A 25,397-nucleotide genomic window follows, 5' to 3' on the forward strand; every position below is an offset into this window, starting at 1 on the left:
TTTGTACACCGACAACGACATCAGCCCGGGGTCTGATGGGACCCCGGGCTGGTTTTACGATGAGCTGAACCGTAACGATTAGCCGAACTGGTTCATCGTGTTGTGCGCGCCGCCCGCCTTCAGGGCTGCTTCACCGGCGAAGTATTCCTTGTGCTCGTCGCCGATGTCCGAACCAGCCATGTTCTGATGCTTCGCGCAGGCGATGCCTTGACGGATTTCCGCGCGCTGGACGTTCTTGACGTAGCCCAGCATGCCCTGTTCGCCAAAATACTCCTTGGCGAGGTTGTCGGTGGACAGCGCAGCCGTGTGATAGGTCGGCAGCGTGATCAGGTGATGGAAGATGCCGGCACGCTTGGCTGAATCAGCCTGGAATGTCCGGATGAGCTCGTCGGCTTCGACCGCCAGCGGCGTGCTGTCGTACTCCACCTTCATCAGTTCGGCCCGGTTGTACTTGCTGACATCCTTGCCGGCTTCCTTCATCGCGTCATAGACCTGCCAACGGAAGTTGAGCGTCCAGTTGAACGACGGCGAGTTGTTGTAGGCCAGCTTCGCATTCGGGATCACCTCACGAACGCGATCGACCATCTTGGCGATCTGCTCGATGTTCGGCTTCTCGGTTTCGATCCACAAAAGGTCGGCACCGTTCTGTAGCGAGGTGATGCAGTCGAGCACGCAGCGGTCCTGACCCGTGCCTTCGCGGAACTGGTACAGGTTGCTGGCCAGACGCTTCGGGCGCATCAGCTTTCCATTACGCGTAATGACGACGTCGCCGTTGCCGATCTTTGAAGCATCGATTTCTTCGCAATCAAGGAAGCTGTTGTACTGGTCGCCGAGGTCGCCCGGCTTGTGGCTGACGGCGATCTGCTGCGTGAGGCCAGCGCCGAGCGAGTCGGTGCGGGTGACGATGATGCCGTCTTCGACGCCCATTTCGAGGAAGGCGTGACGGCAGGCGCGGATCTTCGCGAGGAAGACCTCGTGCGGCACGGTGACCTTGCCGTCCTGATGGCCGCACTGCTTCTCGTCCGAGACCTGGTTCTCGATCTGCAGCGCACAGGCGCCGGCTTCGATCATCTTCTTGGCGAGCAGATAGGTCGCTTCCGCATTGCCGAAGCCGGCATCGATATCGGCGATGACGGGAACGACGTGGGTCTGGAAGTTGTCGATCTTGTTGATCAGTTCTTCTTCCTTTGCCTTGTCGCCAGCCTTACGAGCGGCGTCGAGGCTGCGGAAGATGTCGTTGAGCTCGCGCGAGTCAGCCTGACGAAGGAAGGTGTAGAGCTCCTCGATCAGAGCCGGGACCGAAGTCTTCTCGTGCATCGACTGATCCGGCAGCGGGCCGAATTCCGAGCGCAGCGCCGCGATCATCCAGCCCGAGAGGTACAGGTAGGTGCGGTCGGTGGTGCCGAAATGCTTCTTGACCGAGATCAGCTTCTGCTGCGCGATAAAGCCGTGCCAGCAGCCGAGCGACTGGGTGTACTTGGTGGTGTCTGCATCATAGGCGGCCATGTCGGCACGCATCAGCGATGCCGTGTAGCGTGCAACGTCGAGACCGGTCTTGAAGCGGTTCTGCAGGCGCATGCGTGCGACCGCTTCGGCGGTCACGCCGTTCCAGGTGTCCTTGGTCTTGAGCAGCGCCGACGCCGCCTCGACTTCGCTCCGATAGGAGCCGGTGCCGAGGATGGTCTGGTTGCTGATCCCGCGTGGCTGGAAGTTCATTTTCTCGATTCCTTTGGCTGACGAAAACCTGTCCTTGGTTGTAATCGCGGGATCGCCAGCCGCTAGACGGAACGCAGATAACTTGTCATACTTTACAAATTGAACGTGTAAGTCTGTAAAGTAGTTACAAGGTATTGGAGTGTGCGATGGCCGCCTCGGCAGGTCGTTCGGTGTTCATGGGGCCGCGAATCCGGCGGCTTCGGCGCGATCTGGGCCTGACCCAGGCCGATATGGCGGCCGATCTGGAAATTTCGGCCCCTTATGTCGCTTTGCTGGAGCGTAACCAGCGGCCGATGACGGCCGACATGCTGCTTCGGCTGGCGCGCACCTACACGATCGATCTCGCCGATCTCGCCGGCGATGGCGGTGCCGACAATACGGCGCGGATGCAGTCGATCCTGAAAGAGCCGATGTTCTCGGACATCGATATCCCCGCGCTCGAAATCAGCGATCTCGCGGTGAGCTATCCCGGCATGGCCGAGGCGTTCCTGCGCCTCTACACCGCCTATCGCGAGGAGCAGCTCGCGCTGGCGGATCGGCGCGCACCGGCGCTCACCGGTGGCGCGTCGTCTTCGGATAGCGAGGGCTATGATGCCAACGATCCCGTGGCCGAGGTCAGGCGGTTTCTGGCAGCTCGCCGCAACAATTTCGCTGTGATCGACGACGTGGCCGAACGTCTTGTGCAGGCGACGTCGGGGCCGAGCGGTTTCGTCGAGCGTCTCAAGACCCGGCATAAGTTGCAAGTGCGCTATCTGCCGCCAGACGTCATGCTCGGCTCGGTCAGGCGACTGGATCTGCATCGCAAGCAATTGCTACTTGAGGATTCGCTCGATACCGCAAGCCTCCATTTCCAGTTGGCGCAGCAACTCGCCTATCTCGAAATGGAAAACGAGATCGGCACCGCGCTCGAAGACGGCCAGTTCACCACCAAGAGCGCTGAACTGCTGGCGCGCCGGGCGCTCGCGGGTTACGCCGCTGCGGCGCTGATCATGCCCTATGTGGCTTTCGCGCGCGCCGCCGAGACCCGTCGCTACGATCTCGAAGCACTGGCGCGCCAATTCGGTGCCAGCTTCGAACAGACCGCGCATCGCATCACGACCTTGCAGCGGCCGGGCGCCGAGAAAGTCCCGTTCTTCCTGATCCGCGTCGACCCCGCTGGCAACATCTCAAAGCTGCTCGACGGCGCCGGCTTTCCATTTGCCAAGCACGGCGGTGCGTGCCCGCTGTGGTCAGTGCATGACGTTTTCAAAACGCCGCGCCAGATCGTGACACAATGGCTGGAATTGCCGGATGGGCAGCGCTTCTTTTCGATTGCCCGCACCGTCACGGCTGGCGGTGGTGGTTACGGCGCACAACGCGTCGAGCGCGCCATCGCGATCGGTTGCGCAGCCGAATATGCGGGCCAGTTGATCTATACGCGCGACGCGGCGGCGCCGCGCGTCGATGCGCCCACGCCGATCGGCGTCGCATGCCGTGTCTGTCATCGTCCAAGATGTGCTGCGCGCTCGGCGCTTCCAATCGGGCGCGAGTTGTTGCCCGATGATTTCAGGACGCTGAACGTTCCGTTCGGCTTCTCGGCAGACTGAGGGGCTCAGGCCTGCTCGGCCGCAGCTTCCTCGGCATTGGGATCGCCGGGCGCCGTAGCCCACGCCAGTTCGACGAGCGTCACGATGCGCCGACCGGCGCCATCAAGCTGGCACACGATGAGGCCCTGCTCCTCGATATAGTTCAGCAGGCGCTGTGCACGGCGCAGCGAATGCGAGCCGTAGGCGCGGGCGATCGCGGCATTGCTCGGGCAGGGCCAGCCTTCCTTGGCGGCGCGGGCGATCATCATGAAAACGCCCTGCATATCCTCCGGCAGAATCGAGGCGCGGACCGAGACGTCTTGCCAGCCGTCATCATTGGTCATGTCGGAGCCGAGCCCGGCGCGGGCGCGTGTCAGCATGCGGCGGAAGTCGTCGAGGTCCGGCACGGCGGCACCGAGACCCTCGATGCGGCAGCGGACCACGAATTCCTGATAGAGCACGCCGACCACCCGGAAGCCTGCATCGGGCTCCGCCATCAGGGCCTGCAACACGCGGTCGACGCGCATGCGCCGCTCCGCCAGTTCCTCGGCGCTGATCGGCGTCTCCGCCACGTCCGGCCGAATTTCCAGCGCTGCGGACTTCGCCGCCATGAGCTGGCCAAGCAGATCCGGCGATGACGGTGCGCGGCGCTGCGGCCGCACCGGCTCCGGCGGGGGCGCTGCGAGAATCGTGGCGCGTACGTCGTCGAGTGTCGCTTCCGGCAGCGGCATCAGGCGTGGGGTCGCATTGCGCGGACTTGTTTCGGTGACGCCGATGCGCAGGCCCAGCGGACGACGGGAGAGGGCGGGACCCAACGCCATGAACTGGCCGCGCTCGAGGTCGCGGAAGGATTCGGCCTGCCGTCGCTCCATGCCGAGAAGATCGGCGGCGCGTGCCATATCGATATCGAGGAAGGTGCGACCCATCAGGAAATTCGACGCTTCGGCCGCGACGTTCTTGGCGAGCTTCGCCAGTCGCTGTGTCGCGATGACGCCGGCAAGGCCGCGTTTGCGGCCGCGGCACATCAGGTTGGTCATGGCGCCGAGCGATAGCTTGCGGGCTTCGTCGGACACCTCGCCGGCAACGGCCGGGGCGAACAGCTGTGCCTCGTCCACCACCACGAGCATCGGATACCAATGGTCGCGAGGCGCGTCGAACAGCCCGCCCAGAAAGGCGGCGGCGCGGCGCATTTGATTCTCGGCATCCAGCCCTTCGAGATTGAGCACTGTGGAGACGCGGTGCATGCGCGCGCGCTCGCCGGCCACCTGCAACCCGCGTTCGGTATGCGCCTCGGCATCGATCACCAGATGACCGAATCGCTCCGCCAGCGAGACGAAATCGCCTTCAGGGTCGATGATGGTTTGTTGCACCCATGGGGCGCTCTGTTCGAGCAGCCGGCGCAGCAGATGCGATTTTCCGGAACCCGAATTGCCCTGTACGAGCAGACGCGTCGCCAGCAGTTCCTCAAGGTCCAGAGCCGCCGGGGCGCCTGACGTCGTATGCCCCATCTCGATCGCAACGGTCATGTCTCGACTCAGGTCTCCTTGAGCAGAGGGCTTACCAACCAGAGCGTGGCTCGTCGAGCGCATGCGGCGGATTGCCTGGAGTTCCGCACGGCTTTGGACATTGTTGTCAGGCCGCGTCCTTTGGAATTTCGAACACGAGGCACGTTGTGGTCGCATGTGCCAGCAGGCGTCCCTTCGCGTCGGTGATGCGCGCTTCCGCCGTCGCCGCGCGGCGGCCGACATTCAGCGTCTTGCCTTCGGTGCGCACGGCGCCAGAATCCTTGCTCATGCCGCGGATGAAGCTGATCTTGAATTCCAGCGTGGTGTAGCCGGTGCCGACAGGCAGCATGGTGTGCACGGCGAGGCCCATTGCCGAATCCAGCAGGATCGCTGCGTAGCCGCCATGGACCGATCCGATCGGATTGTAGTGCCGGAAGCCTGGGACGCTGTGAAATACGACGGTGCCGGCCTCGATCGTGGAATCGAACGGCTCGACATTCTCCATGATCGGAGGCTGCGGAAATTCGCCGGAGAAAATCTTGCGCACGAAATCGAGCCCCGGCATGGAGGCCATCAAGCTGGTGGGGACGACGTCGTAGCGGGGTGCAGGTGCGTCGGTCATGGATCGTTCCCGGCAATTTTGATGACGATCATCATACAAAGGGTTGCTCCCTATGTCATCTTCTCTGCGTCCGGAACGAAAATGGCCGGGATGATCCCGGCCATGACGTCTTGATTCCGCAAACGGAAATGAGAGCTACGACGCCTTGTTCGCGCGCATCAGGTCGGCGAACCGCTTGAACAAATAGTGCGAGTCGCGTGGACCGGGGGATGCTTCCGGGTGATACTGCACAGAGAACACCGGCTTGCCGTCGAGCTGGATGCCGCAATTGGAGCCGTCGAACAGCGAGATATGGGTTTGCGTCGCACCCTTTGGCAGCGTCGCTTCATCCACCGCGAAGCCGTGATTCATCGAGGTGATTTCCACCTTGCCGGTGGTCTCGTCCTTGACCGGATGATTGGCGCCATGATGGCCCTGATGCATCTTCTTGGTCTTGGCGCCAACTGCGAGGCCGAGCATCTGGTGACCGAGGCAGATGCCAAATGTGGGCACGCCGGAATCGATCACCTGCTTGATGACAGGCACAGCATATTTGCCGGTCTCGGCGGGATCGCCGGGGCCATTCGACAGGAACACACCGTCCGGCTTCAGCGCCATGATCTCTTCAGCTGAGGTCGTGGCCGGAACGACCGTGACCTTGCAGCCTTCGCCGGCCAGCAGGCGCAGGATGTTGCGCTTGATGCCGTAGTCGATGGCGACGACGTTGAATTCCGGATTGGTCTGGCGGCCGAAGCCCTTTTCCCATTCCCAAGGGGTCTCGTCCCAGGTGAAGCGCTGGGCGGATGTCACCATCGGGACAAGGTCCATGCCTTCAAGGCCGGGCCATTCGCGCGCTTCTTCCTTCAGGCCGTGCAGGTCGAATTGGCCGTCCTTCGCGTGCACAAGCACTGCATTGGGCATGCCCTTGTTGCGAATCAGCGCGGTCAGGGCGCGGGTGTCGATGCCGGAAATGCCGATGATGCCGCGCGCCTTCAGCCAGGCGTCGAGATGCCGGGAAGAGCGGTAATTCGACGGGTCGGTAATCGCCGAGCGCAGGATCACGCCGCGGGCGCCTGGCGTCGCCGCCATGTTCACCGTCTCGATATCCTCGTCGTTGGTGCCGACATTGCCGATATGCGGGAAGGTGAAGGTAATGAGCTGTCCGGCATAGGATGGGTCGGTGAGGATTTCCTCATAACCGGTCATCGCCGTGTTGAAGCAGACTTCGCCCACGGCCTGGCCTTCCGCACCAAGGCCGAAGCCTTCCAGCACGGTGCCATCGGCGAGCACGAGGAGCGCGGTCGGTTTGTGGTCCGGCCAGGCTGAAGATGTTTCTGAGGGGGTCATGAGGGGACTACATAGTCCGCGCATCCGCTGCCGTCAAAGCCAGAACGGCCGGATTCACACGTCAACCATGGCCTGCAGGGTTAGCAATCGGCGCTTTGGCCGATCAACGGGCCCGGACAGAGCTTAATTAAGGAATAATATCTTATCTGGCAAAATTGTGGTGTTCCGGTTGTCCGGCGAAACCTGCACGCCGATAGCGCGTATTTGCAGAATGAGATGTAAAATCAACTAATTATAATTACGGATGCTTGCCGGAACTCACTTTCGCCGGTAGCAAGCTACGACTTCCCGTATTTCCGGATATTTCAGTGCAATTGGACTATTTCGCCAAGATGGCCGCGCGCTCGGCCATCGCGCCAGCGCGATGGCGTAGGCCTTTTCTGACCTTCCTCGATGGGATCGAGGCGGGCGGGACGATTCCTGTGCTGATCGTCGGCTTCGCGGGAATCTGGCTGCTGTTTCTGGTGATCGCCTATCAGAGCGGCGATCTGCATGCGGATGCGCTGGAAACCTGGACCCTTGGGCGCGAATTCGCGTGGGGTAATCCCAAACATCCGCCTTTGATGGGCTGGGTCGCGCGGCTGTGGACGCTGGTTTTCCCGCTGACCGACTGGTCGTTCCAGTTGCTGTCGATGACCAATGCCGCGGTGGCGCTCTGGGCCGTCGATCTGATTGCGCGCCGCTTCGTGCGCGGCGATTCGCGAGCCGTCGTGCTGCTGCTGCTGATGCTGCTTCCGGCCTATCAATTCCATGCCCAGCGCTTCAACGCGAACACAGTGCTGCTCGCGGTCTGGCCGCTGGCGACCTATTGCTTCCTGCGCTCCTTTGAAACGCGCGCTATCGGCTGGGCTGCCGCCGCCGGCGTCCTGTCCGCGCTGGCGATGCTCGGCAAATATTATTCGATCTTCCTGATCGCCAGCTTCGCGCTGGCAGCGATCGTACATCCGCAGCGGGCGGTCTATTTCCGGTCTTGGGCACCGTGGGTCTCGACACTCGCCGGGGTCATTGCCCTTGGGCCGCACATCCATTGGCTCGTGACGACCGGTGCTACGCCGTTCACCTATGCCATGCAGGTTCACGGCGGCATCGACTTTGGTCAGTCACTCATCGAAGCCAGCATGTTTTTGCTCGGTCTCGCGGCGACGCTGGCGCTGCCGGCTATTGTCTGGGTTTTATCGGCCGAGCTGCGCCTGAAGTACTTTTCGGCCGATTTCCGTGCGATGGGTCCAGGATTGCTGCTGCTGTTCTGGGTGTTCATCGGCACCGTACTGCTGCCGGTTATGACAACCGTCACGCTTGGCACCGACATGCCTTCGCTATGGGCGCTCCAGGGCTTGTTCCTGCCTGCCGTTTTGATCGTCTGCGGCGCCCGCTTCACGCTCGAACGCCTGTATGTGGTCAATATGGTGGTGTTCGTCGCAGGCATCGCCATCATCGCAACCGTTGTGGCGGCTCCGATCCATGCGATTTACCGCAACAGCATCAATCCTAACGAGCGGACTTACTATCGGCTGGCCGCTCAAGAGCTGACCGACCGGTGGCACCAGATGACAGGCCGGCCGATGCCGCGGATCAGTGGCGACGACGGGCTGGCATTCGCGACGGCCTTTTACAGCCCTGACCATCCCGTCTACAGCCGCCCGTTCCAGTTCCAGTACACTTGGGGCATGCCGCGCGCGACGACGCTGCAGAAGGGGTGGGCTTCGATGTGCTTTGCGACAGATAGCGATTGCCTGATGTGGATGGGCAAGGTCGCGATGCTCGAGCCGCGGCACGTCAGGTTTGATTTCGAGGTTCAGCCCCGGCTATGGGGCCAGGCCGGTATTCCGGCCACCATATCGGCATTGATGGTTCTGCCATACGTCGCTGGGGCCAATGCGCCCGGGCCGCTGTCCGCAGGCGTGGAGGATTTCAGCTCCAGCCATCGGCAATAGGTTTGGGCAGTAGGTTCAGGCAACAGCTCCGGGCGGCGTCCCCGAGAATTGGCGGGTGCAGTTGTGCATACCCCTTAAAACGCTTAGATCGGGGCCAACCGAGTTCCGGCGCTGCGATTGGCGGCCGCAAGAGGAGACGCAGATGCTGCGCGATGACATCAACAACGCCGTCAAGGACGCCATGCGGGCCAAGGACGAGCGCAAGCTTTCGACGCTTCGCATGGTCAATTCGACCATCAAGAATGCCGATATCGAAGCGCGCGGCCAGAGCAAGCCACCGCTGTCGGACGCCGACCTGCTGAGCCTGCTGCAGAAGATGATCAAGCAACGCCAGGAATCCGTCGAGCTCTATGACAAGGGCGGCCGCGCCGAACTCGCGGCCCAGGAGCGCGAGGAAATCGCGATCATCTCCGCTTATCTGCCGCAGCAGATGTCGGAGGACGAGACCAAGTCCGCCATCGCAGCCGAGATCGCAGCGACGGGTGCGGCCGGCATGAAAGACATGGGCAAGGTGATCGCCGCGCTGAAAGCGAAATATGCCGGCCAGATGGACTTCGGCAAGGCCAGCGGTCTGGTCAAGGCCGCACTGAACGGCTGAGGCTCTCGTCGCCTCACAAAATGAAAACCTCTCCTCGCAATGCGAGGAGAGGTTTTTTCTTTGACTACGCCGCTGCCGTCGGCAGGCTATACGTCTTGAACTGATCGCGCAGCGCGGTCTTCAGGATCTTGCCGGTGGCCGTGTGCGGGATCGCATCGACGAACACGACATCGTCCGGCATCCACCACTTGGCGATCTTGCCATCCATATATTTCAGGATGTCTTCGCGCGTGGCGGTCTGGTCCTGCTTGAGTTGGACGATCAGCAGCGGGCGCTCGTCCCACTTCGGATGATAGACGCCGATGACGGCGGCTTCCGCCACCTGCGGATGACCGACGGCAAGGTTTTCCAGATCGATCGACGAAATCCATTCGCCGCCGGACTTGATGACGTCCTTGGAGCGGTCGGTGATCCGCATATAGCCATGCGCGTCGATGGTCGCGACGTCGCCGGTGTCGAAGTAGCCTTCCTCGTCGAGGATCTCGTCCTCGACGCGGAAATAGGCTGATGATACCGACGGGCCGCGCACCTTGAGACGGCCGAAGGTCTTGCCGTCCCAGGGGAGGCTCTTGCCGCTGTCGTCGGTGATTTTCATCTCGACGCCGAATGGCGGATAGCCCTGGGTCTGCAGGATATCCAGCCGCTCATCGCCTTCGAGCTGGTCGAAGGGCGGCTTCAACGCGGCCAGCGTGCCGATCGGCGACATCTCCGTCATGCCCCAAGCATGGCGCGCGCCGATGCCCATGTCGACGAAGGCCTTGATCATCGAGCGCGGCATCGCCGAGCCGCCGCACACCACCATGCGCAGGTCGGGCAGTTTCAGATTGTTCTGCGACATGTAGTTGAGCAGCATCAGCCACACTGTCGGCACGCCCGCGGTATGCGTCACCTTTTCGGTCGAGAGCAATTCGTAGATCGAGGCGCCATCCATCTTGGCGCCCGGCAGTACGAGCTTGGTGCCCATCGACGGCGCGGAAAACGCGATGCCCCAGCTATTGGCATGGAACAGCGGGACCACCGGCAGCATGGTGTCGGCGGCATTGGCGCCGAGCGAGTCACCGGTATTGGCCATCAGTGCATGCATCACGTTGGAGCGGTGCGAATACAGCACGCCCTTCGGATCGCCTGTTGTTCCCGATGTGTAGCACATCGCCGCTGCGGTGTTCTCGTCGAACTCCTTCCATTCGAAGTTGCCGTCGACTTCCGCGATCCAGTCCTCATAGGCCACGGCGTTTTTCAGCGTGGTCTGCGGCATGTGCGCCTTGTCAGTGTAGACGATGTAGCGCTCAACTGATGGCAACTGGTCGGCGAGTTTCTCGAGGATCGGGATGAAGGTCAGGTCCGTCATCACGATGCGATCTTGCGCATGGTTGATGATCCACGCGATCTGATCCGGGAATAGACGTGGATTGACGGTGTGGCAGATGGCGCCGATGCCCATGATGCCGTACCACGTTTCCAGGTGCCGCCACGTGTTCCACGCGATGGTGGCGACGCGGTCGCCCATCTTGATGCCCTCGCGGTCGAGACGCTGTGCGACCTTCAGGGCACGGGTACGAATTTCGGCGTAATTGGTGCGGTGGATGGGACCTTCGACTGATCTGGTCACGACCTCGCGCTCGCCGTGGACTTGGGCCGCATGATCGATGATCCGATGACACAGCAAAGGCCAGTCTTGCATCAAGCCACGCATTTGATCGTTCCTCCGTCTTGTGATTGCCGTGCCGGCTCCCCGATCGTTGCCGGGGAACTTCGACCGTCTTCTTGCTTTAGGTCTTGGCATGAAGTTTAGCGCGGGGAAAGCGGCCCGGAAATGGACTTTTGGCCTATCCGGCTGCGACCAAAGGACAATTGGAGCGGTTCTGGCGTTGCTGCTGGTGGCCGCGCCGGCGCAGGCCTATCTGACGACATCGCGTGTGCCGCTGCCAAAGCCCCGCCCGGTAGAAGCGCCGGCGATCGAGCCCGCGCAAAAGCCCGGTGAGGAGCCTGCGAAATCGGAGCAACCAGCCGAGCCTGAGAAGCCTGCTGCCGAAGCGCGTCCGCCGGAGCCGCCGCCGCCTTCAGCCTGCCGCTTGGCGCTCACCGATGCCATCGCCGTGGCGCCGAGTATTCCCGACATCAAGGGGCCGGGCGCCTGCGGCGGCCCCGACATGGTGCGGCTGGAAGCGGTCGTGCTGCCGGACAAGACGCGCGTGCCGCTGAAGCCGGCGGGAACGATGCGCTGCGCCATGGCAACGGCCGTGGCCGAGTGGATCCGCGCCGACATGGCGCCGCTCGCGACCAGCCTCGGCACCAAGCTCCTCGAACTTGATAATTTCGACTCCTTCGATTGCCGCGGTCGCAACCGTGTCGTCGGCGCAAAACTGTCAGAGCATGGCCGCGCCAATGCGTTGGACGTGCGCGGGCTGAAACTCGCCAATGGCCGCTCGATCGCGCTCACCGAGCGCAACACGCCGCGCGAGCAGCGCGAGGCGGTGCTGCATTCGGTTTGTACGCGGTTCACCACCGTGCTGGGGCCGGGTTCCGACGGCTATCACGAGGATCACATCCATCTCGATATCGCCGAGCGGCGCGGCAATTACCGCATCTGCCAGTGGGATGTCTGGGACGAGTGGCCGCGCATCGCACCGCTGATGCCAGCCGTGCGCCCGGACGAAGCACCGCCGCGCGAAGTGGCCGAGGGCAAGCCGGGGGAGGCGAAGCCCGAGACGGCGAAACCCGCTGAGCCTGCAGCCGCTCAGCCTGCGGTTGAAGCCGAGCCGGAGCCCGAAGCAGAAGCCGCGCCTCCACAAGAACAGCCCAAGTCGAAGCCAAAACCCAAGCCGAAGAAGCGCCGCGCTGCGCCGCCATCGCCGTTCAGCTTTTTGCGGTGACGTTCTGATCGCGTATTTGTGGCCACGTCCGGGCGGGTGCTTTCTTTTCCCTCCCCCTTGCGGGGAGGGTGGCCGGCCGTAGGCCGGTCGGGTGGGGGGGCCACAGGCGACGGCGCTTGTGGCACCCCACCCCGGTCTCCACTTCGTCGATGCTGCGCATCGCCTCGCTCGGCCGACCCTCCCCGCAAGGGGGAGGGAGACCACTAGCGTCTGCGCAAAAACAGGGAAGCAACAGTCATCAGCTTGCTCAAAACAAAAAAGCGCCGGCAAAACCGGCGCTTTTTCTAATCAGATAAAACCCTGTCAGCTCAGTACGGCGTTCCGCCACCGCCCTGCAGGGCCAGCTTCGAATTATACGGCGAGTCGCCGGCCTTCGGCTCGAGCACGACGACCACAGCGCCGGGCTTGACGCGGCTATAGAGGTCGATGACGTCTTCGTTGGTCATGCGGATGCAGCCCGACGAGATCGAGGCACCGATATATTCCGGCTGATTGGTGCCGTGAATGCGGAACAGCGTGTCCTTGTTGCCCTGATAGAGATAGAGGGCGCGGGCACCGAGCGGATTATCGACGCCGCCGGGCACCGAGGCCGGCAGGCCTTCGATGCGGGCGTGAATGTCCTTGGTCGGGGTCCACTTCGGCCACTCGGCCATGTTGCCGACGCGCGCAACGCCCGAGAACGCCAGCGCTTCTTCGCCGACGGTCACGCCATAGCGGATTGCTTTGCCGCCGTCCTGGACGAAGTAGAGATAGTGGTTGTCGGAATCGACCACGATCGAGCCCGGTGCTTCCTTGCGGTGGAAGTCGACGATGGCGCGGCGGAACGGCTCGGCGACGGCAACCTTGGCGTAACGCGCCTTGGCGAGCTGCGCCTTGTCATTCGGCTTGAGGCTGGCTTCCGGAGCGGCCTGGAATTGCGTGGCGGTCTGCATGCAGCCCGACAGCATCAGGCCGGCGGCGACAATCAAACCAAGCTTAATCTTGAGCGGCGACATGTCATTGTTCCAATTGCGTGAGGTCCGAATTCAGACAGGCTGGTGCAAGGAAACGCACCCAAAATAGCCTGCGAACGCCACGATTCCGTTAAAGCTACTATCGCTGAAATCCGCTGCAATTCCAGCGGTTAGATGCGCTGCGCATCATGCAGTGCACAACCTGTGTCATATTTGCCGCAGAATTTTCGACCCTCCGGCCAAATCCTGTGCAGAACCGCAACGCCTCGCGAAGCCGTGATGCGCGCGTGACAATTTTGTCAGATCGAGACCATGGAACGCGCGATCTTGCGGGAAAAATTCCCCGGGTTTGGGCGGGGTTGGCGCGCCGCACAAAGGCTGTCATGACGGCTGCATCCGCATCGGTCATGGTCGGTCGCCCCTGCCGATTCTGTCCGGATCGTCCGTATTGCAGTGTCCCGCCTTTTCAATGTCCCGGAGTTGCCATGCTCGCTGTCTTCACCCCTGCCGATCACGCCTTGAGAAAATCCGAGCCGACCGATCTCGAAGCGTTGCCGGACAATGCGGTGTGGATCGACATGGTGAAGCCGTCGCCGGCCGAAGACAAGGCGGTGGAGAAACTGGCGGGGGTGGAAATTCCGACCCGCGAAGACATGCAGGAGATCGAAATCTCCAGCCGTCTCTATATCGAGAACGGCGCCCGCTACATGACCGCGAGCTTGATGTGCGGCTCCGACACGGAGTCGCCGCGGATTACGGCGGTAACTTTCATCCTCACCCGGCAACGGCTGGTGACGGTGCGCTACGACACACCGCGTCCGTTCGCGTCCGTCGAACTGAAGCTTGGCCGCAACGCGCCGCCCGGCGCCAATGGTGAAACCATTCTGCTCGAACTGCTCGACGCCGTGATCGATCGCTGCGCCGACATTCTCGAACGCGTCGGCGCCGACGTCGATCAGGTCAGCCACGACATCTTCGAGCCGGATGAGTCGCTGCGGACCGGCCATGCCAAGCGTTATTCCGAAATTCTCATCACCATCGGTCGCAAGGGCGACCTGACCTCGAAAGTGCGTGAAAGCCTCGTCTCGATCGGCCGCGTCGTCACCTTCATCACGGCGGAAGCCGAAGGCGTGAAGTGGTCGAAGGACATGCGCGCGCAGCTCAAGACCATGCAGCGCGACGTGGTCTCCCTGACCGATCACGCCTCCTATCTGTCGAACAAGATCACCTTCACGCTCGATGCGATGCTCGGTGTCGTCAATCTCGAACAGAACAACATCATCAAGCTGTTCTCGGTCATGGCCGTCGTGCTGATGCCGCCGACATTGATCGCCTCGGTCTACGGCATGAATTTCAAGGCGATGCCGGAACTGCAATGGGATGTCGGTTACCCCATGGCGCTGATCATGATGCTGTTCGCCGCGGTGCTACCCTACATGTTCTTCAAGTGGAAGAAGTGGCTGTAGGGCGCGTAGGAAGGCACTAACCTCTCATTTGTCATTCCGGGATGCGCCCGGCTGGCGTAGCCGGCTGGGGGTAGGCCCGGAATCCATACGCGCGATCGTGGTTATGGATTCCGTGCTCGCGCAAGAGCGCGCCCCGGAATGACAGTCGAGAGGGTAGAACTTAAACATCTTTTCCTGCTCACTATTGGCAATATACCTAGAAGGATTATCCTCCACATATCCGGTTCACGATGGGCGCTTCATGAGGCGTCTTGAAGTGGGGCAGGATGTGGCGCCTGCGGGTGTGGGGTGACGTACCCTGCTCACTCGGGAGGCCTTGGGTAGCCGTCCGGGCCCACTACGGGGCTCTGCCGCTTGCGGCTGGACGGGTGCGGGCAAAGGCGGCGAAAGCTGCCGGATCAGCGAGCCGAGGCTCGTGCCCAGTACCCGGAAGCACGGCCCCGGGGACAGAAAAGCCGCGGTGGCGCGCCTGATGGCGTTGCGTGGTTGCAGCTTCGTCGCCGACGGCGAAGCGGATCGCGAAAATTACCACTATTTGCGCCGTCAGGCGCGCCGCCACCCCTCATGTTTCAGGAGGGGACACCACTTCGACAACCTGGAGCGCTGGCTCGCGGGACCATAAATGCGCGGATGTCTGAATCTTTTTCCAACTATCAAAACGCATTCATGATGCGTGTTCGAAAAGCCCAATGATCATAGGCTTCGCGCGATTCCCGCCACAATTTATCCGGTAAAATTCGAGCGTTCCGCTGAACGGTTGCGCTAATGGTTGCTGTCATAACGCTGTCAGAAGCGATGAGGACAGCAATGGTTGACAAAACAGAAACATCGGGACGGAACGTCGTCGATCTCAGGTGCTATCAACAGGCGCGCATGGCCAACGGTCGGGCGCAGGCGATGTCTGCGCGCACCTGTCGGCATTGTGGTGCCGGGTTGATGGATGGCGAATCCGAAGACGATTGTTCCAGCGCGGGGATCAGCGCGGCTGCGCCGATGCCGCGGAAATTTTACGCGGACTAGAAAATCCCGCGCTTTTCGAGGAGCGCCAGAATGGCGCGGTCCTCAGCATGACTATTTCCCACCCGTTACCGCCGATCAGACGTGCTGGCCGCCATTGATGTGGATCTCGGCGCCGTTCACGTATGAACTCGTTTCCGTACACAGCACATAGATGATCTTGGCGACTTCGTCGGGCGTGCCGAGCCGATGCAGCGGGATCTGCTGATCGACGATGGTCTGCGTGCCCGGCGACAGGATCGAGGTGTCGATCTCGCCCGGCGCGATGGCATTGACGCGGATGCCGAGGCGGCCGAAATCCGACGCCATTTCGCGGGTCAGCGACGCCAGCGCCGCTTTCGATGTGGCATAGGCCGCACCGGCAAACGGATGCACGCGCGAGCCGGCGATCGAGGTGACATTCACCACCGAGCCTTTGGCCGCCTTCAACTGTTCGATCAGCCCGCGGGCCATCATGATCGGCGCGAAAAAATTGACGTTGAAGACGTGGCTCCAGGTTGCGACGTCAGTATCGATGGAACCCATCCGCGCGCCGCCTTCGGCCTTGGGTGAGATCGCGGCATTGTTCACCAGCGCATGCAGCGCGCCGCCGTTCAGCCGTTCCTTGATGTCGTCGATGGCGCGGACAGTGTCGTCATGATCGGCGAGATCGACCTGGATGTGATCTTCGGGGCCGGCATCCCATGGGCAGACTTCCGGAAACGGATGCCGCGAACAGGTGAGCACACGCCAGCCGGCACTGGAAAAGCGCATCACGGTGGCATGACCGATGCCGCGGCTTGCGCCGGTCAGCAGCATGGTGCGCTTGGGCGCGTTCGATCCTGGATGGTTCACGTGTCTGGTTCTCGTCTCGTTGTCGGCGTTCACGGATACAGTCTCACCTTGGTCCAGGACGTATCTGCTGCCGAGTTGTCGCGGCGGAATTCAATGCGGTCGTGCAGGCGGAACGGCCGGTCGTGCCAGAACTCAAAACGAACAGGCGTGATGCGCCATCCGCTCCAGCCTGGCGGACGCGGAACGGCGCCGATCAGGTGCTTGGCGCCTTCCTTGGCGATGGCCTGTTCGAACGCAAAGCGGCTTTCCAGCGGCTGTGACTGTTTGCTCGCCCAGGCGCCGATCTGCGCCTGTTTGGGGCGGGTCGCAAAATACTCGTTGGCCTCGGCATCGGTCACGCGGGTGACGGGACCGCGAATGCGGACCTGCCGGCGCAGCGACTTCCAGTGAAACAGCAGCGCGGCCTTGGGATTGGCGGCGAGCTCCTGACCCTTCTGGCTGGCAATGTGGCTGTAGAACACGAAACCGTCGGCGTCATAGTCCTTCATCAGCACCATGCGGACGTCCGGCAGGCCGTCGGCGTCGACGGTGGCCAGCGCCATCGCGTTGGGATCGTTGGGTTCTGAGGCCTTTGCCTCGGTAAACCACTCGGAAAACAGCGCAAATGGTTCCGCAGCGGCCGTAAAATCACCTGACGTTAACGGAGTTGAGTCTTTGATGGGAGAGGTCGTGTCGGTCATGTCCGGAGTTCCGCTTGCGTTGGCCTGTTGTAGAGAGCTTGCTGCTGCACCTGCATAGGCAAGACCTATATAGGATACGGCAACGCATTGGCCTATCGGCCATCTGCCCGCTCGGTGCGGCTTTGACAGCAATTCTTATCGGCAGCACCCTCGGTGGTTGCAGTATGGGCCGAAACGAGTCCGCGCTGGCCAGGATGGAAGGCGGCGATGTCACCGGCTCCATTTCGCCGGCATCGGTCCAGGCCACCAATTACGAGCCCACCGAAGCCGATCTTGTCCTGACGCGCACTGCGGCCTCCGACGTCCTCACCAAGGGCAGCAAGGATTCCAGCCAGCCGTGGGAAAACCCGTCGACCGGGGCGCGCGGATCGGTGACGCCTCTGTCCAGTGCCTATGTCGCGGAAGGTCGCACCTGCAGGGATTTTCTGGCCAGCTATGTCAACGGCACCAGCGAAAGCTGGATGCAAGGTGCGGCCTGTAAGGGTGAACGCGGCAGCTGGGACGTGCATACGCTGAAGCCGTGGAAACGGAGCTAGTTTTCACCGGCCGGCCGCTTGCGGCCGAGTTGCAAAAATGACACGAAGTCACCAGATGAAGAGAGAGACGGGTTTCGGCCTGCAAATTCAACATGCGGGCCGGTGGCCCGCCTTTTAGTTACCTGAAGGAGAGACGACGGATGCGCGACCCCTATGAGGTCTTGGGGGTGCAGCGGGGCGCCAGCGCTGCGGCGATCAAGAGTGCCTATCGCAAGCTCGCCAAGAAGCATCATCCCGACAGCAACAAGGACGATCCGAAAGCCGCCGACCGGTTTTCGGAATTGAATGCGGCCAACGAGATCATCGGCGACGAGGACAAGCGCAAGCAGTTCGACCGCGGCGAGATCGATGCCGAGGGTAAAGCACGCTTCCAGGGATTTCCGGGCGGCGGCCGCGCGGGCGCGTCGCAGCGTGGCTTTGAGCACGCCTTTCGCGGCGGTCCCGGTGCGCAGCAGGGCTTTCCCGGCGGTGCCGGTGGCGGTTTCGAGGATATCCTCAACAGCATGTTCGGTGGCGCCAGCCCGCGCGGCGCGCGTCCCGGCGCGCAGGGCTTTGAATTCGACACCGGCGGCTATGCCGGCGGGATGCCCGATCTGGATCTGAACGTCGCCATGACGGTGACGCTGGAAGAATCCGTGAAGGGCGCCGAGAAGCGCGTACGGCTGCCGTCCGGCAAGGAATTGAACGTCAAGATACCGGCCGGCGTCACGTCGGGCCAGCAGATCCGGCTCCGCGGCCAGGGCGAAAGCGCGCCAGGACATCGTCCCGGCGATCTGATGATCACGGTCACCGTCGCGCCCCACGCCCACTTCAAGGTGGATGGCAACGACCTGCGCGTCGATCTGCCGATCACGCTGTACGAAGCCGTGCTGGGGGCCAAGGTGCGCGCGCCGACACTCACCGGTGCCGTGGAGCTTTCAATTCCGAAGAACACGTCGAGCGGACGGGTGTTTCGCCTGAAGGGCAAGGGCCTGCCGCTGGCCGGAGGCGCCGCGGGCGATCTCTACTTCACCATCAGGATCATGCTGCTGGACGGCAACGATGCCGAGCTGGAAAAGCTGATGGAGAAGTGGCGCGACGGGCACCCGTATCATCCAAGAAGCGATCTGGGGTGAGGCGAGCAGCGATCAGCTCGCTGTCTCATCCCCCCACCTTCTCCGTCTGATCGTAGATCTGGCGCGCGACGTTGTTGAGCCGGTCCTTGTCGGTCGGGCCTGACACGACATAGCCGACGCCTTTGTCGGCCCAGAACATGGCGCCGTCCTTGTCCTGCGCGGCATAGCGCATCTGGGTGGCGTCGGCTTTCGCCGCACGCGAAGTGTAGAGCGTGTAGCGCTCGCCCGACGGGCTCTCATACATGAAGAAGGCCGCAGGCGCTTCGGGGCCGGGCAGCAAGCGTCCGCCGACCAGCTTCAATCCGGCCGCATCGAGTTCGGGCGCCTTGATCTCATAGCCAACGCGCTTCGATAGCCACTGCTGCAGATGTGCACGTTCATTGCCTGCGACTTCGACGGGATGGCGCACTTCGACCACATAGAGCCGATGCGCACCGAGTGCATCCACGGTGAAATTCTGGAACGCTGAGGGCGAAGCTGATACGCCATGTGCGAGCCAGCCGACGCTGCCACCTGCAACGAAGGCTACCAGCGTTGCGGCGATCGCGCCATAAAGCCATGATCGCGGCTGCTGAACCAGTCGCTCGATCTCCAGCCGCTTTGGCACGGCCTCGTCGGCGATCGCATCGTAACGGGCATGCAGCAGTTCGGCCATCGCGCGCCATGATGCGACGCGCTCGGCATCGTCAGGATGTGTCGCGAGCCAGGCCTCAACATCGGCGCGGCGCTCGGCCGGCAATTCATTGTCGACGAAGGCGTGCAATTCGTCTTCGGTCACGGGAATGTTCGGTCCGGTCATTATCATCTTCCCTTTAAATCATTTGACCGCGCGCAGCGCCGGGCGCTCGCCGTCGAGATAGGCTTTGACATGGGCGCGGGCGCGGGCGAGGCGTGACATCACGGTGCCGATCGGCACGCCCTGGATGTCGGCAACTTCGCGGTAGCTCATGCCTTCGAGCATCACGAGCAGCAGCACCGAGCGCTGCTCTTCGACGAGGGCGGCGAGGGCGCGCGAGATGTCGCGCCCTTCGGCTTCAGTCCCGCTGGCATCCGGATTGTTGTCGAACAGCTCGGTAAAGACGGGTTTGCGTGCCAGCGACCGGCGGCGGTTGCGGTTCAGATTGGTCAGGATCGTATAGAGCCAGCTTCTGAGATCGCCGCCGATGAACAACTTCTCCGAGCGCAGCGCGCGCACGAGCGTGTCCTGCACCAGGTCATCGGCAATGTCGGTGTCACGTGCCAGCGCTCGCGCATAGCGGCGCAGCGCCGGAATCATGCTCTCAACGCTTTCGCGAAAGGCGCTCATTGGGCTCGTGCCATCCGTTGCAATCCTGACGGTATCTTGGGCGGTCCGCAATTGCGCCGCATCTATCATAACACCTTGGCGGACCGTCTATTCCGGCGTTAAGCCCGGACGGTAAACAGCCGCATAACCCGGCTTTTGGGCTGTACCGAACGCAAGTGCTGGTGTACCCCAAGCCCAGATCGGCATGGACTGCCAAGGCTGTCAGCCAAGCAAAACAGGATGCGACATGAGTGAAGTTTCAGGCCTGATGAAGGGCAAGCGCGGCGTTATTCTCGGCGTGGCCAATAATCGTTCCATTGCCTGGGGCATCGCCAAGGCGTGCCAGGCGCAGGGCGCGGAGATTGCGCTGACCTATCAGGGCGATGCGCTGAAGAAGCGTGTCGAACCACTGGCCGCCGAGCTCGGGGCCGAGTTGCTGGGGCATTGCGACGTCACCGACGCAGCCACCATCGATGCGGTGTTCGACCGGGTAAAGGAGAAATGGGGCAAGATCGATTTTGTCGTCCACGCCATCGCCTTCTCGGACAAGGACGAGCTCGAAGGTCGCTATGTCGACACATCGGCCGAGAATTTCAGCAAGAGCATGCTGATCTCCTGCTACTCGCTGACGGCCATCGCACAGCGCGCCGAGAAGCTGATGACCGAGGGCGGCTCCATTGTTACGCTGACTTATTACGGCGCCGAGAAGTGGATGCCGAACTACAATGTGATGGGTGTCGCCAAGGCTGCGCTAGAAGCCAGCGTACGCTATCTGGCGGCTGACCTGGGCGTGAAGGGCATTCGCGTCAATGCGATCTCTGCCGGCCCGATCAAGACGCTGGCCTTCGCAGGGATCGCCGACTCCCGCTATCTGCTGAAATACAACGAGGTCAACGCGCCGCTGCGCAAGAACGTTTCCATCGACGAAGTTGGCCAGAGCGCGGTGTATTTCCTGTCCGATATGTCCACCGGCGTGACCGGTGAAGTGCATCACGTCGATGCCGGCTATCATGTGCTCGGCACCAAGGTGCCGGATGCGCCGGACATCAGCATGAGCGGCAAGGACTGATTGCTGACGTCCATGCCGAAGCCAACCATCTATTATATTCGCCACGGTCAGACCGAGTGGAACGCCGCCGGTCGCTTTCAGGGCTCGAAGGACATCCCGCTCAACGATCTTGGCCGGGAGCAGGCGGCGCATGCCGGCACCGTGCTGAAAGACCTGCTGGCCCGGGACGGGCGCACCAGCGGCGATGTCGCGTTCGTCTCCAGTCCGCTCGGCCGCGCGCGCAACACCATGGAGCTGGTGCGCGGCAAGCTCGATCTGCCGCATGACGACTACGGCCTCGACGATCGTCTACGTGAGATCGGCTTCGGCCACTGGGAAGGATTCACGCTGGCCGAGCAGGAAGCTGCGCATCCCGACATCTTTGCGGCGCGTCTTCTAGACAAATGGAGCCTGCCGGCGCCAGGCGGCGAGAGCTACGCTGAGGTGCAACTCCGCATGCGCGAATGGGTTGAAGGCCTCACGGGCGATACCGTCGCGGTGGCGCATGGCGGCACGGCGCGCGCTCTGATGGTGGCACTGGGCTTTGAGACGCCGGACGGCGTCAGTGAGCTGCCGATCCAGCAGGGCGCGGTTTACGTGTTCGGCGAAGGCGGGTTGGAGAAGTTTAGCTAGAACTCCGTCATGCCCGGCCTTGTGCCGGGCATCCACGTCTTGAGATGGCGTTAAGGCGTGGATGGCCGGGACGCGCCCGGCCATGACGGAGTTTGCGATTCCGGCCACTTGTCGCTACGACAAGTGTCGATTTTGTCTGGTTTTGCGATCCCGGAACTCCCATGTCCCACAACACCTTCGGCCACATGTTCCGTGTCACCACCTTTGGCGAGAGCCACGGGGTAGCGATCGGCTGCGTGGTCGATGGCTGTCCGCCGCTGATCCCGCTGGATGTGGCCGAGATCCAGGCCGATCTCGATCGCCGTCGTCCCGGCCAGTCGCGCTTTACTACGCAGCGGCAGGAAGCTGACGCGGTCAAGATCCTGTCCGGGGTCATGGCGCATCCGGAAACCGGTGTGCAGGTCACGACGGGGACGCCGATTGCGCTCTTGATCGAGAATACCGACCAGCGCTCGAAGGACTATTCGGACATCAAGGACAAGTTTCGGCCGGGCCATGCCGACTTCACCTATGAAGCCAAATACGGGTTGCGCGATTATCGCGGCGGCGGCCGCTCGTCAGCCCGCGAGACGGCGACGCGCGTGGCCGCTGGCGCCATTGCGCGCAAGATCGTGCCGGGCATGACTGTGCGTGCGGCGCTCGTGCAGATGGGACCGCACAAGATCGACCGCGGCAACTGGGACTGGGATGAGGTTGCGCGCAATCCGTTCTTCTGCCCGGACAAGGACAAGGCTGCGTTCTTCGAGGGCTATCTCGACGGTATCCGGAAATCCGGCTCGTCGATCGGCGCGGTGATCGAAGTGGTCGCTGACGGCGTGCCCGCAGGTTTGGGCGCGCCCATTTACGCCAAGCTCGATGGCGATCTGGCAGCGGCGCTGATGAGCATCAATGCGGTGAAGGGCGTCGAGATCGGTGACGGTTTTGGTGCGGCGGAATTGTCCGGGGAAGACAATGCGGACGAGATGCGCATGACCAACCACGGCCCGTCTTTCCTGTCGAACCATGCCGGCGGCATTCTCGGGGGCATTTCCACAGGCCAGCCGGTCGTGGCACGTTTTGCAGTGAAGCCGACATCGTCGATCCTGTCGCCGCGCAAGACCGTCGATCGCAATGGCGCCGATACGGATATCCTGACCAAGGGCCGCCACGATCCCTGCGTCGGCATCCGTGCGGTACCGGTGGCGGAAGCCATGGCCGCTTGTGTGCTTGCCGATCATTTCATTCGGCATCGCGGGCAGGTCGGCTAGACTTGAATGACTGACCGAAGCCCGCGTTCGCGCGAGTTCGAAAGTGCCAGCCGTGTTGCCCGATAAGCTCAGAGAGATCATCGATTGGCTCAGTGACGGTGCGCGATCCGCGCCGACGCCATCGCGCATGATGGCGGAATGTTGTGAACGGCTCGTCGCTGCGGGGCTGCCGCTATACCGCGTGGGCATCTTCATCCGCACCCTGCACCCGGAAATCTTTGGCCGCAATTTCATCTGGCGTCCGGAGACCGGGGTGGTCCTCAGCTCGGTTGATTTCGACATTCAGGAGGCGCCGGAATTCCTCAGCAGTCCGCTTGCGCTGGTCTTCCGTGAAGGTGTCGAGGTTCGCAGTCGACTTCATGAGCCATCAACCACACCCTTTCCTTTTTTCGACGATATGCGCGCTGAAGGCGTTACCGACTATATCGCGATCCCGCTCACCTTCGTCGACAACATGCTCCACGCATCGAGTTGGACCACGAAGCAGCCTGGCGGTTTTACGGATGAGCAGCTGGCCGCCTTGAAAACGGTACTGCCGACATTGGCGCGGTTGATCGAGGTCATCGGCATACGACGAGTGACGGTGACACTGCTCGATACCTATGTGGGCAATCGCGCTGGCGGACGTATTCTCGGTGGTCAGATCCGACGCGGCCATACCGAGACCATGCGCGCAGCGATCTGGTTGTCGGATCTGCGCGGCTTTACGGCGCTGTCGGACCGATTGCCGCCGGAAAGCGTAGTCGAGATTCTCAACCACTACTTCGATTGTCAGGTGCCTGCGATTCTCAAGCATGGCGGCGAAGTGCTCAAATTCATGGGCGATGGTCTGCTGGCCGTGTTTCCTATTGCCGAGGATGATGCGGATCGTTCGACGGTTTGCGGCCATGCGCTGGAGGCCGCGCGTGAAGCCAGCGCTGCCGTCGAAGCGCTGCGCTGGTCGGATGCGACAGGTGCCGAAGAGCGCTTTCGCTTCGGTCTGGCACTGCATGTAGGCAAGGTGCTTTACGGCAATATCGGCGGCGGCAACCGGCTCGATTTCACCTGTATCGGCCCCGCGGTGAATCTCGCCGCACGTCTGGAGAAGATCGCCGGCAAACTGCATCGAACTGTGGTCGCGTCGACCGCTTTTGCTGATGCGACACGCGCCGACTGGGCCGATCTCGGTGAATTTCCCATCGCCGGCTTCGCCAAGGCCGAGCAGGTCTATGGATTGGGCGATGAAACCGCGGTCGCCGGCTGAGATCAGTCGCCGCGCAGATGGGATTGCTTGAGGGCCGCGGTCAGGATCATCAGGGTCACCCAAAGCCGCAGCATCGCGAAGCCGAAGATAAAGACGAAGAAGATCAGGTTTCGGATGAAGGTGTTCGTCGTCGGCGCCTGCCCGTAGATCGCAATCGCGTTGCGAACGAGACCCTGGACAAAACCGAGGCCGAAATAGGCGGCGGTCAGGACCAGAAGGCCCACGCCGAGCCAGGCGCTTCGCCTGGCGAATTCACGGCAAGCCGCGAAGAAACGAACCCTGTTGTCATGGCGTTCGACGCCGACGATCATCAGCAGGATCAGCGTGGCGATGGAGGCATTCCAGATCTTGCCGACCGCCGTCGGCTGATCGAACGCCATGCCATCGATGCCGCCCATGAAGTTCAGGTCCAGCGGCGAGATCCCGAGCGATACAGAGATCATGCTTGCTGCAAGCATCAGCGCGCCGATACGCGCCAGAATGCGCAGCGATAGTCGGAATTCATCCTCGAACGTCATCGCTCCGAGATGGGTCTCGCCGTCGGCAAGTTCGATCGACCGCCGCGCGGTCACCAGAAACGCGAGAAGAACGGCAACCGTGGCGACGAAGATGGCCGGCAAGGCGATAACGCCGCCGCTGAACGCGATCACGCGCATTCCCGCTGCCAACACGAGCCAAGGCAGGCATTCGATGAAGCGTAAAGGCCCGAACGACAATTCCGGCCGGGATACATATTGCTTACGGAGTGCAATCGACATCTGGCGATCTTGCCAGATGCCGCCCAACCTCGGATTGAACCGATCGTTAAATTTTTATCGTTTTGGTGGCTAAAGCAGAAGCGCCGCGTCCTATTCTTCAGGCTCGGTCGTGAACAGAAGCGGATAGCCCTTGGCGCGGCCGGCATCTGTTGCGCGGGTCGCCTTGGTCTCGGCGACGTCACGGGTGAACACGGCGACGACGCAGACGCCGCGCTGATGCGCCGTCATCATTACCTTGGCGGCTTGATCCTCGGACATGCGGAATTCCGCTTTCAGCACCCGCACGACGAATTCGCGCGGCGTGAAGTCATCATTGACGAGGATAACCTTGTACAATTTCGGCCGCTCGACCTTCGGCTTGGTCTTGGTCTGCGGTGCGGTGACACTCTCGGGCATGCACACTCATCCGGACGATCGCGCTCTGTGGCGGCGACGCGACAATG

23 protein-coding genes are annotated in these 25,397 nt (G+C 62.1%); 11 read left to right on the plus strand and 12 right to left on the minus strand.

Annotated features, from left to right (window positions below):
• Positions 1–78: 78 nt before the first annotated feature.
• A complete protein-coding gene (locus AB8A38_RS26215; RefSeq protein WP_068734918.1) occupies positions 79–1,716 on the minus strand; it encodes an isocitrate lyase in 1,638 nt (545 codons plus the stop codon).
• A 146-nt stretch (positions 1,717–1,862) separates the two neighbouring features.
• Between AB8A38_RS26215 and AB8A38_RS26220 the strand changes: the two genes are divergently transcribed.
• On the plus strand, positions 1,863–3,302 hold the full coding sequence (locus tag AB8A38_RS26220) for a helix-turn-helix domain-containing protein (protein ID WP_439087908.1): 1,440 nt from the start codon (positions 1,863–1,865) through the stop codon (positions 3,300–3,302).
• A gap of 5 nt (positions 3,303–3,307) precedes the next feature.
• Here the strand turns inward: AB8A38_RS26220 and AB8A38_RS26225 are convergent, their stop codons facing one another.
• The 3 genes from AB8A38_RS26225 to carA form a co-directional block, all read right to left on the minus strand.
• Positions 3,308–4,807, minus strand: coding sequence for an ATP-binding protein (locus tag AB8A38_RS26225; RefSeq protein WP_315843361.1), 1,500 nt, complete (start codon positions 4,805–4,807; stop codon positions 3,308–3,310).
• 106 nt (positions 4,808–4,913) lie between these two features.
• The gene (locus AB8A38_RS26230; RefSeq protein WP_439087909.1) at positions 4,914–5,408 is read right to left on the minus strand and encodes a PaaI family thioesterase; all 495 of its coding nucleotides are present in this window, start codon (positions 5,406–5,408) and stop codon (positions 4,914–4,916) included.
• A 135-nt stretch (positions 5,409–5,543) separates the two neighbouring features.
• Positions 5,544–6,734, minus strand: a complete 1,191-nt coding sequence (gene carA, locus AB8A38_RS26235; RefSeq protein WP_439059556.1) for a glutamine-hydrolyzing carbamoyl-phosphate synthase small subunit — start codon at positions 6,732–6,734, stop codon at positions 5,544–5,546.
• 308 nt (positions 6,735–7,042) lie between these two features.
• Between carA and AB8A38_RS26240 the strand changes: the two genes are divergently transcribed.
• Together AB8A38_RS26240 and AB8A38_RS26245 are read left to right on the plus strand one after the other, a co-directional pair.
• Positions 7,043–8,668 (plus strand): glycosyltransferase family 39 protein, encoded by a 1,626-nt coding sequence (locus AB8A38_RS26240; RefSeq protein ID WP_439087910.1) that lies wholly within the window; start codon positions 7,043–7,045, stop codon positions 8,666–8,668.
• 142 nt (positions 8,669–8,810) lie between these two features.
• Complete coding sequence (locus tag AB8A38_RS26245) at positions 8,811–9,266, plus strand: GatB/YqeY domain-containing protein (protein ID WP_093756874.1); 456 nt, start codon at positions 8,811–8,813, stop codon at positions 9,264–9,266.
• A 64-nt stretch (positions 9,267–9,330) separates the two neighbouring features.
• Here AB8A38_RS26245 and AB8A38_RS26250 read toward each other — a convergent pair whose 3' ends face one another.
• Positions 9,331–10,959 (minus strand): fatty-acid--CoA ligase, encoded by a 1,629-nt coding sequence (locus tag AB8A38_RS26250; RefSeq protein WP_439087911.1) that lies wholly within the window; start codon positions 10,957–10,959, stop codon positions 9,331–9,333.
• 88 nt (positions 10,960–11,047) lie between these two features.
• Here AB8A38_RS26250 and AB8A38_RS26255 point away from each other — a divergent pair, with 88 nt between their 5' ends.
• Positions 11,048–12,139, plus strand: coding sequence for an extensin family protein (locus AB8A38_RS26255; RefSeq protein ID WP_439087912.1), 1,092 nt, complete (start codon positions 11,048–11,050; stop codon positions 12,137–12,139).
• A gap of 308 nt (positions 12,140–12,447) precedes the next feature.
• Here AB8A38_RS26255 and AB8A38_RS26260 read toward each other — a convergent pair whose 3' ends face one another.
• Complete coding sequence (locus AB8A38_RS26260) at positions 12,448–13,134, minus strand: L,D-transpeptidase (protein ID WP_315843350.1); 687 nt, start codon at positions 13,132–13,134, stop codon at positions 12,448–12,450.
• Positions 13,135–13,577: 443 nt separating this feature from the next.
• Between AB8A38_RS26260 and AB8A38_RS26265 the strand changes: the two genes are divergently transcribed.
• Positions 13,578–14,558 carry a magnesium transporter CorA family protein gene (locus tag AB8A38_RS26265; protein ID WP_089265493.1) on the plus strand — a complete coding sequence of 327 codons (981 nt, stop codon included), beginning with the start codon at positions 13,578–13,580 and terminating at the stop codon, positions 14,556–14,558.
• Between the two features lie 1,095 nt (positions 14,559–15,653).
• On the opposite strand, the gene AB8A38_RS26270 is transcribed toward AB8A38_RS26265, so the two are convergent.
• Positions 15,654–16,373, minus strand: coding sequence for an SDR family NAD(P)-dependent oxidoreductase (locus AB8A38_RS26270; protein WP_089265492.1), 720 nt, complete (start codon positions 16,371–16,373; stop codon positions 15,654–15,656).
• A 65-nt stretch (positions 16,374–16,438) separates the two neighbouring features.
• Positions 16,439–17,089: a pyridoxamine 5'-phosphate oxidase gene (pdxH, locus tag AB8A38_RS26275; protein WP_439087913.1), complete on the minus strand. Its 651-nt coding sequence runs from the start codon at positions 17,087–17,089 to the stop codon at positions 16,439–16,441.
• A gap of 164 nt (positions 17,090–17,253) precedes the next feature.
• Between pdxH and AB8A38_RS26280 the strand changes: the two genes are divergently transcribed.
• Together AB8A38_RS26280 and AB8A38_RS26285 are read left to right on the plus strand one after the other, a co-directional pair.
• Positions 17,254–17,625 carry an RT0821/Lpp0805 family surface protein gene (locus AB8A38_RS26280; RefSeq protein ID WP_439087914.1) on the plus strand — a complete coding sequence of 124 codons (372 nt, stop codon included), beginning with the start codon at positions 17,254–17,256 and terminating at the stop codon, positions 17,623–17,625.
• Positions 17,626–17,765: 140 nt separating this feature from the next.
• Entirely contained in the window at positions 17,766–18,740 is a 975-nt protein-coding gene (locus AB8A38_RS26285; RefSeq protein ID WP_315843347.1) for a DnaJ C-terminal domain-containing protein, read from the plus strand.
• 25 nt (positions 18,741–18,765) lie between these two features.
• Here the strand turns inward: AB8A38_RS26285 and AB8A38_RS26290 are convergent, their stop codons facing one another.
• Both AB8A38_RS26290 and AB8A38_RS26295 read right to left on the minus strand, forming a co-directional pair.
• Entirely contained in the window at positions 18,766–19,539 is a 774-nt protein-coding gene (locus AB8A38_RS26290) for an anti-sigma factor family protein (protein WP_439087915.1), read from the minus strand.
• Positions 19,540–19,557: 18 nt separating this feature from the next.
• A complete protein-coding gene (locus AB8A38_RS26295; RefSeq protein ID WP_439087916.1) occupies positions 19,558–20,046 on the minus strand; it encodes a sigma-70 family RNA polymerase sigma factor in 489 nt (162 codons plus the stop codon).
• A 226-nt stretch (positions 20,047–20,272) separates the two neighbouring features.
• On the opposite strand from AB8A38_RS26295, the gene fabI reads away from it, so the two are divergent.
• The 4 genes from fabI to AB8A38_RS26315 all read left to right on the plus strand — a co-directional run bounded on the left by fabI (position 20,273) and on the right by AB8A38_RS26315 (position 24,196).
• Entirely contained in the window at positions 20,273–21,094 is an 822-nt protein-coding gene (fabI, locus tag AB8A38_RS26300; protein WP_439087917.1) for an enoyl-ACP reductase FabI, read from the plus strand.
• 12 nt (positions 21,095–21,106) lie between these two features.
• The gene (locus AB8A38_RS26305; RefSeq protein WP_439087918.1) at positions 21,107–21,706 is read left to right on the plus strand and encodes a histidine phosphatase family protein; all 600 of its coding nucleotides are present in this window, start codon (positions 21,107–21,109) and stop codon (positions 21,704–21,706) included.
• 161 nt (positions 21,707–21,867) lie between these two features.
• A complete protein-coding gene (gene aroC / locus AB8A38_RS26310) occupies positions 21,868–22,953 on the plus strand; it encodes a chorismate synthase (RefSeq protein WP_092145082.1) in 1,086 nt (361 codons plus the stop codon).
• Positions 22,954–23,005: 52 nt separating this feature from the next.
• Entirely contained in the window at positions 23,006–24,196 is a 1,191-nt protein-coding gene (locus AB8A38_RS26315; protein WP_439088612.1) for an adenylate/guanylate cyclase domain-containing protein, read from the plus strand.
• 2 nt (positions 24,197–24,198) lie between these two features.
• Here AB8A38_RS26315 and AB8A38_RS26320 read toward each other — a convergent pair whose 3' ends face one another.
• Positions 24,199–24,954, minus strand: a complete 756-nt coding sequence (locus tag AB8A38_RS26320; protein WP_439087919.1) for a hypothetical protein — start codon at positions 24,952–24,954, stop codon at positions 24,199–24,201.
• Positions 24,955–25,044: 90 nt separating this feature from the next.
• On the minus strand, positions 25,045–25,350 hold the full coding sequence (clpS, locus tag AB8A38_RS26325) for an ATP-dependent Clp protease adapter ClpS (protein ID WP_089265483.1): 306 nt from the start codon (positions 25,348–25,350) through the stop codon (positions 25,045–25,047).
• Positions 25,351–25,397 lie beyond the last annotated feature (47 nt).

It is taken from the genome of Tardiphaga sp. 839_C3_N1_4, from assembly GCF_051811045.1.
GTDB lineage: Bacteria > Pseudomonadota > Alphaproteobacteria > Rhizobiales > Xanthobacteraceae > Tardiphaga.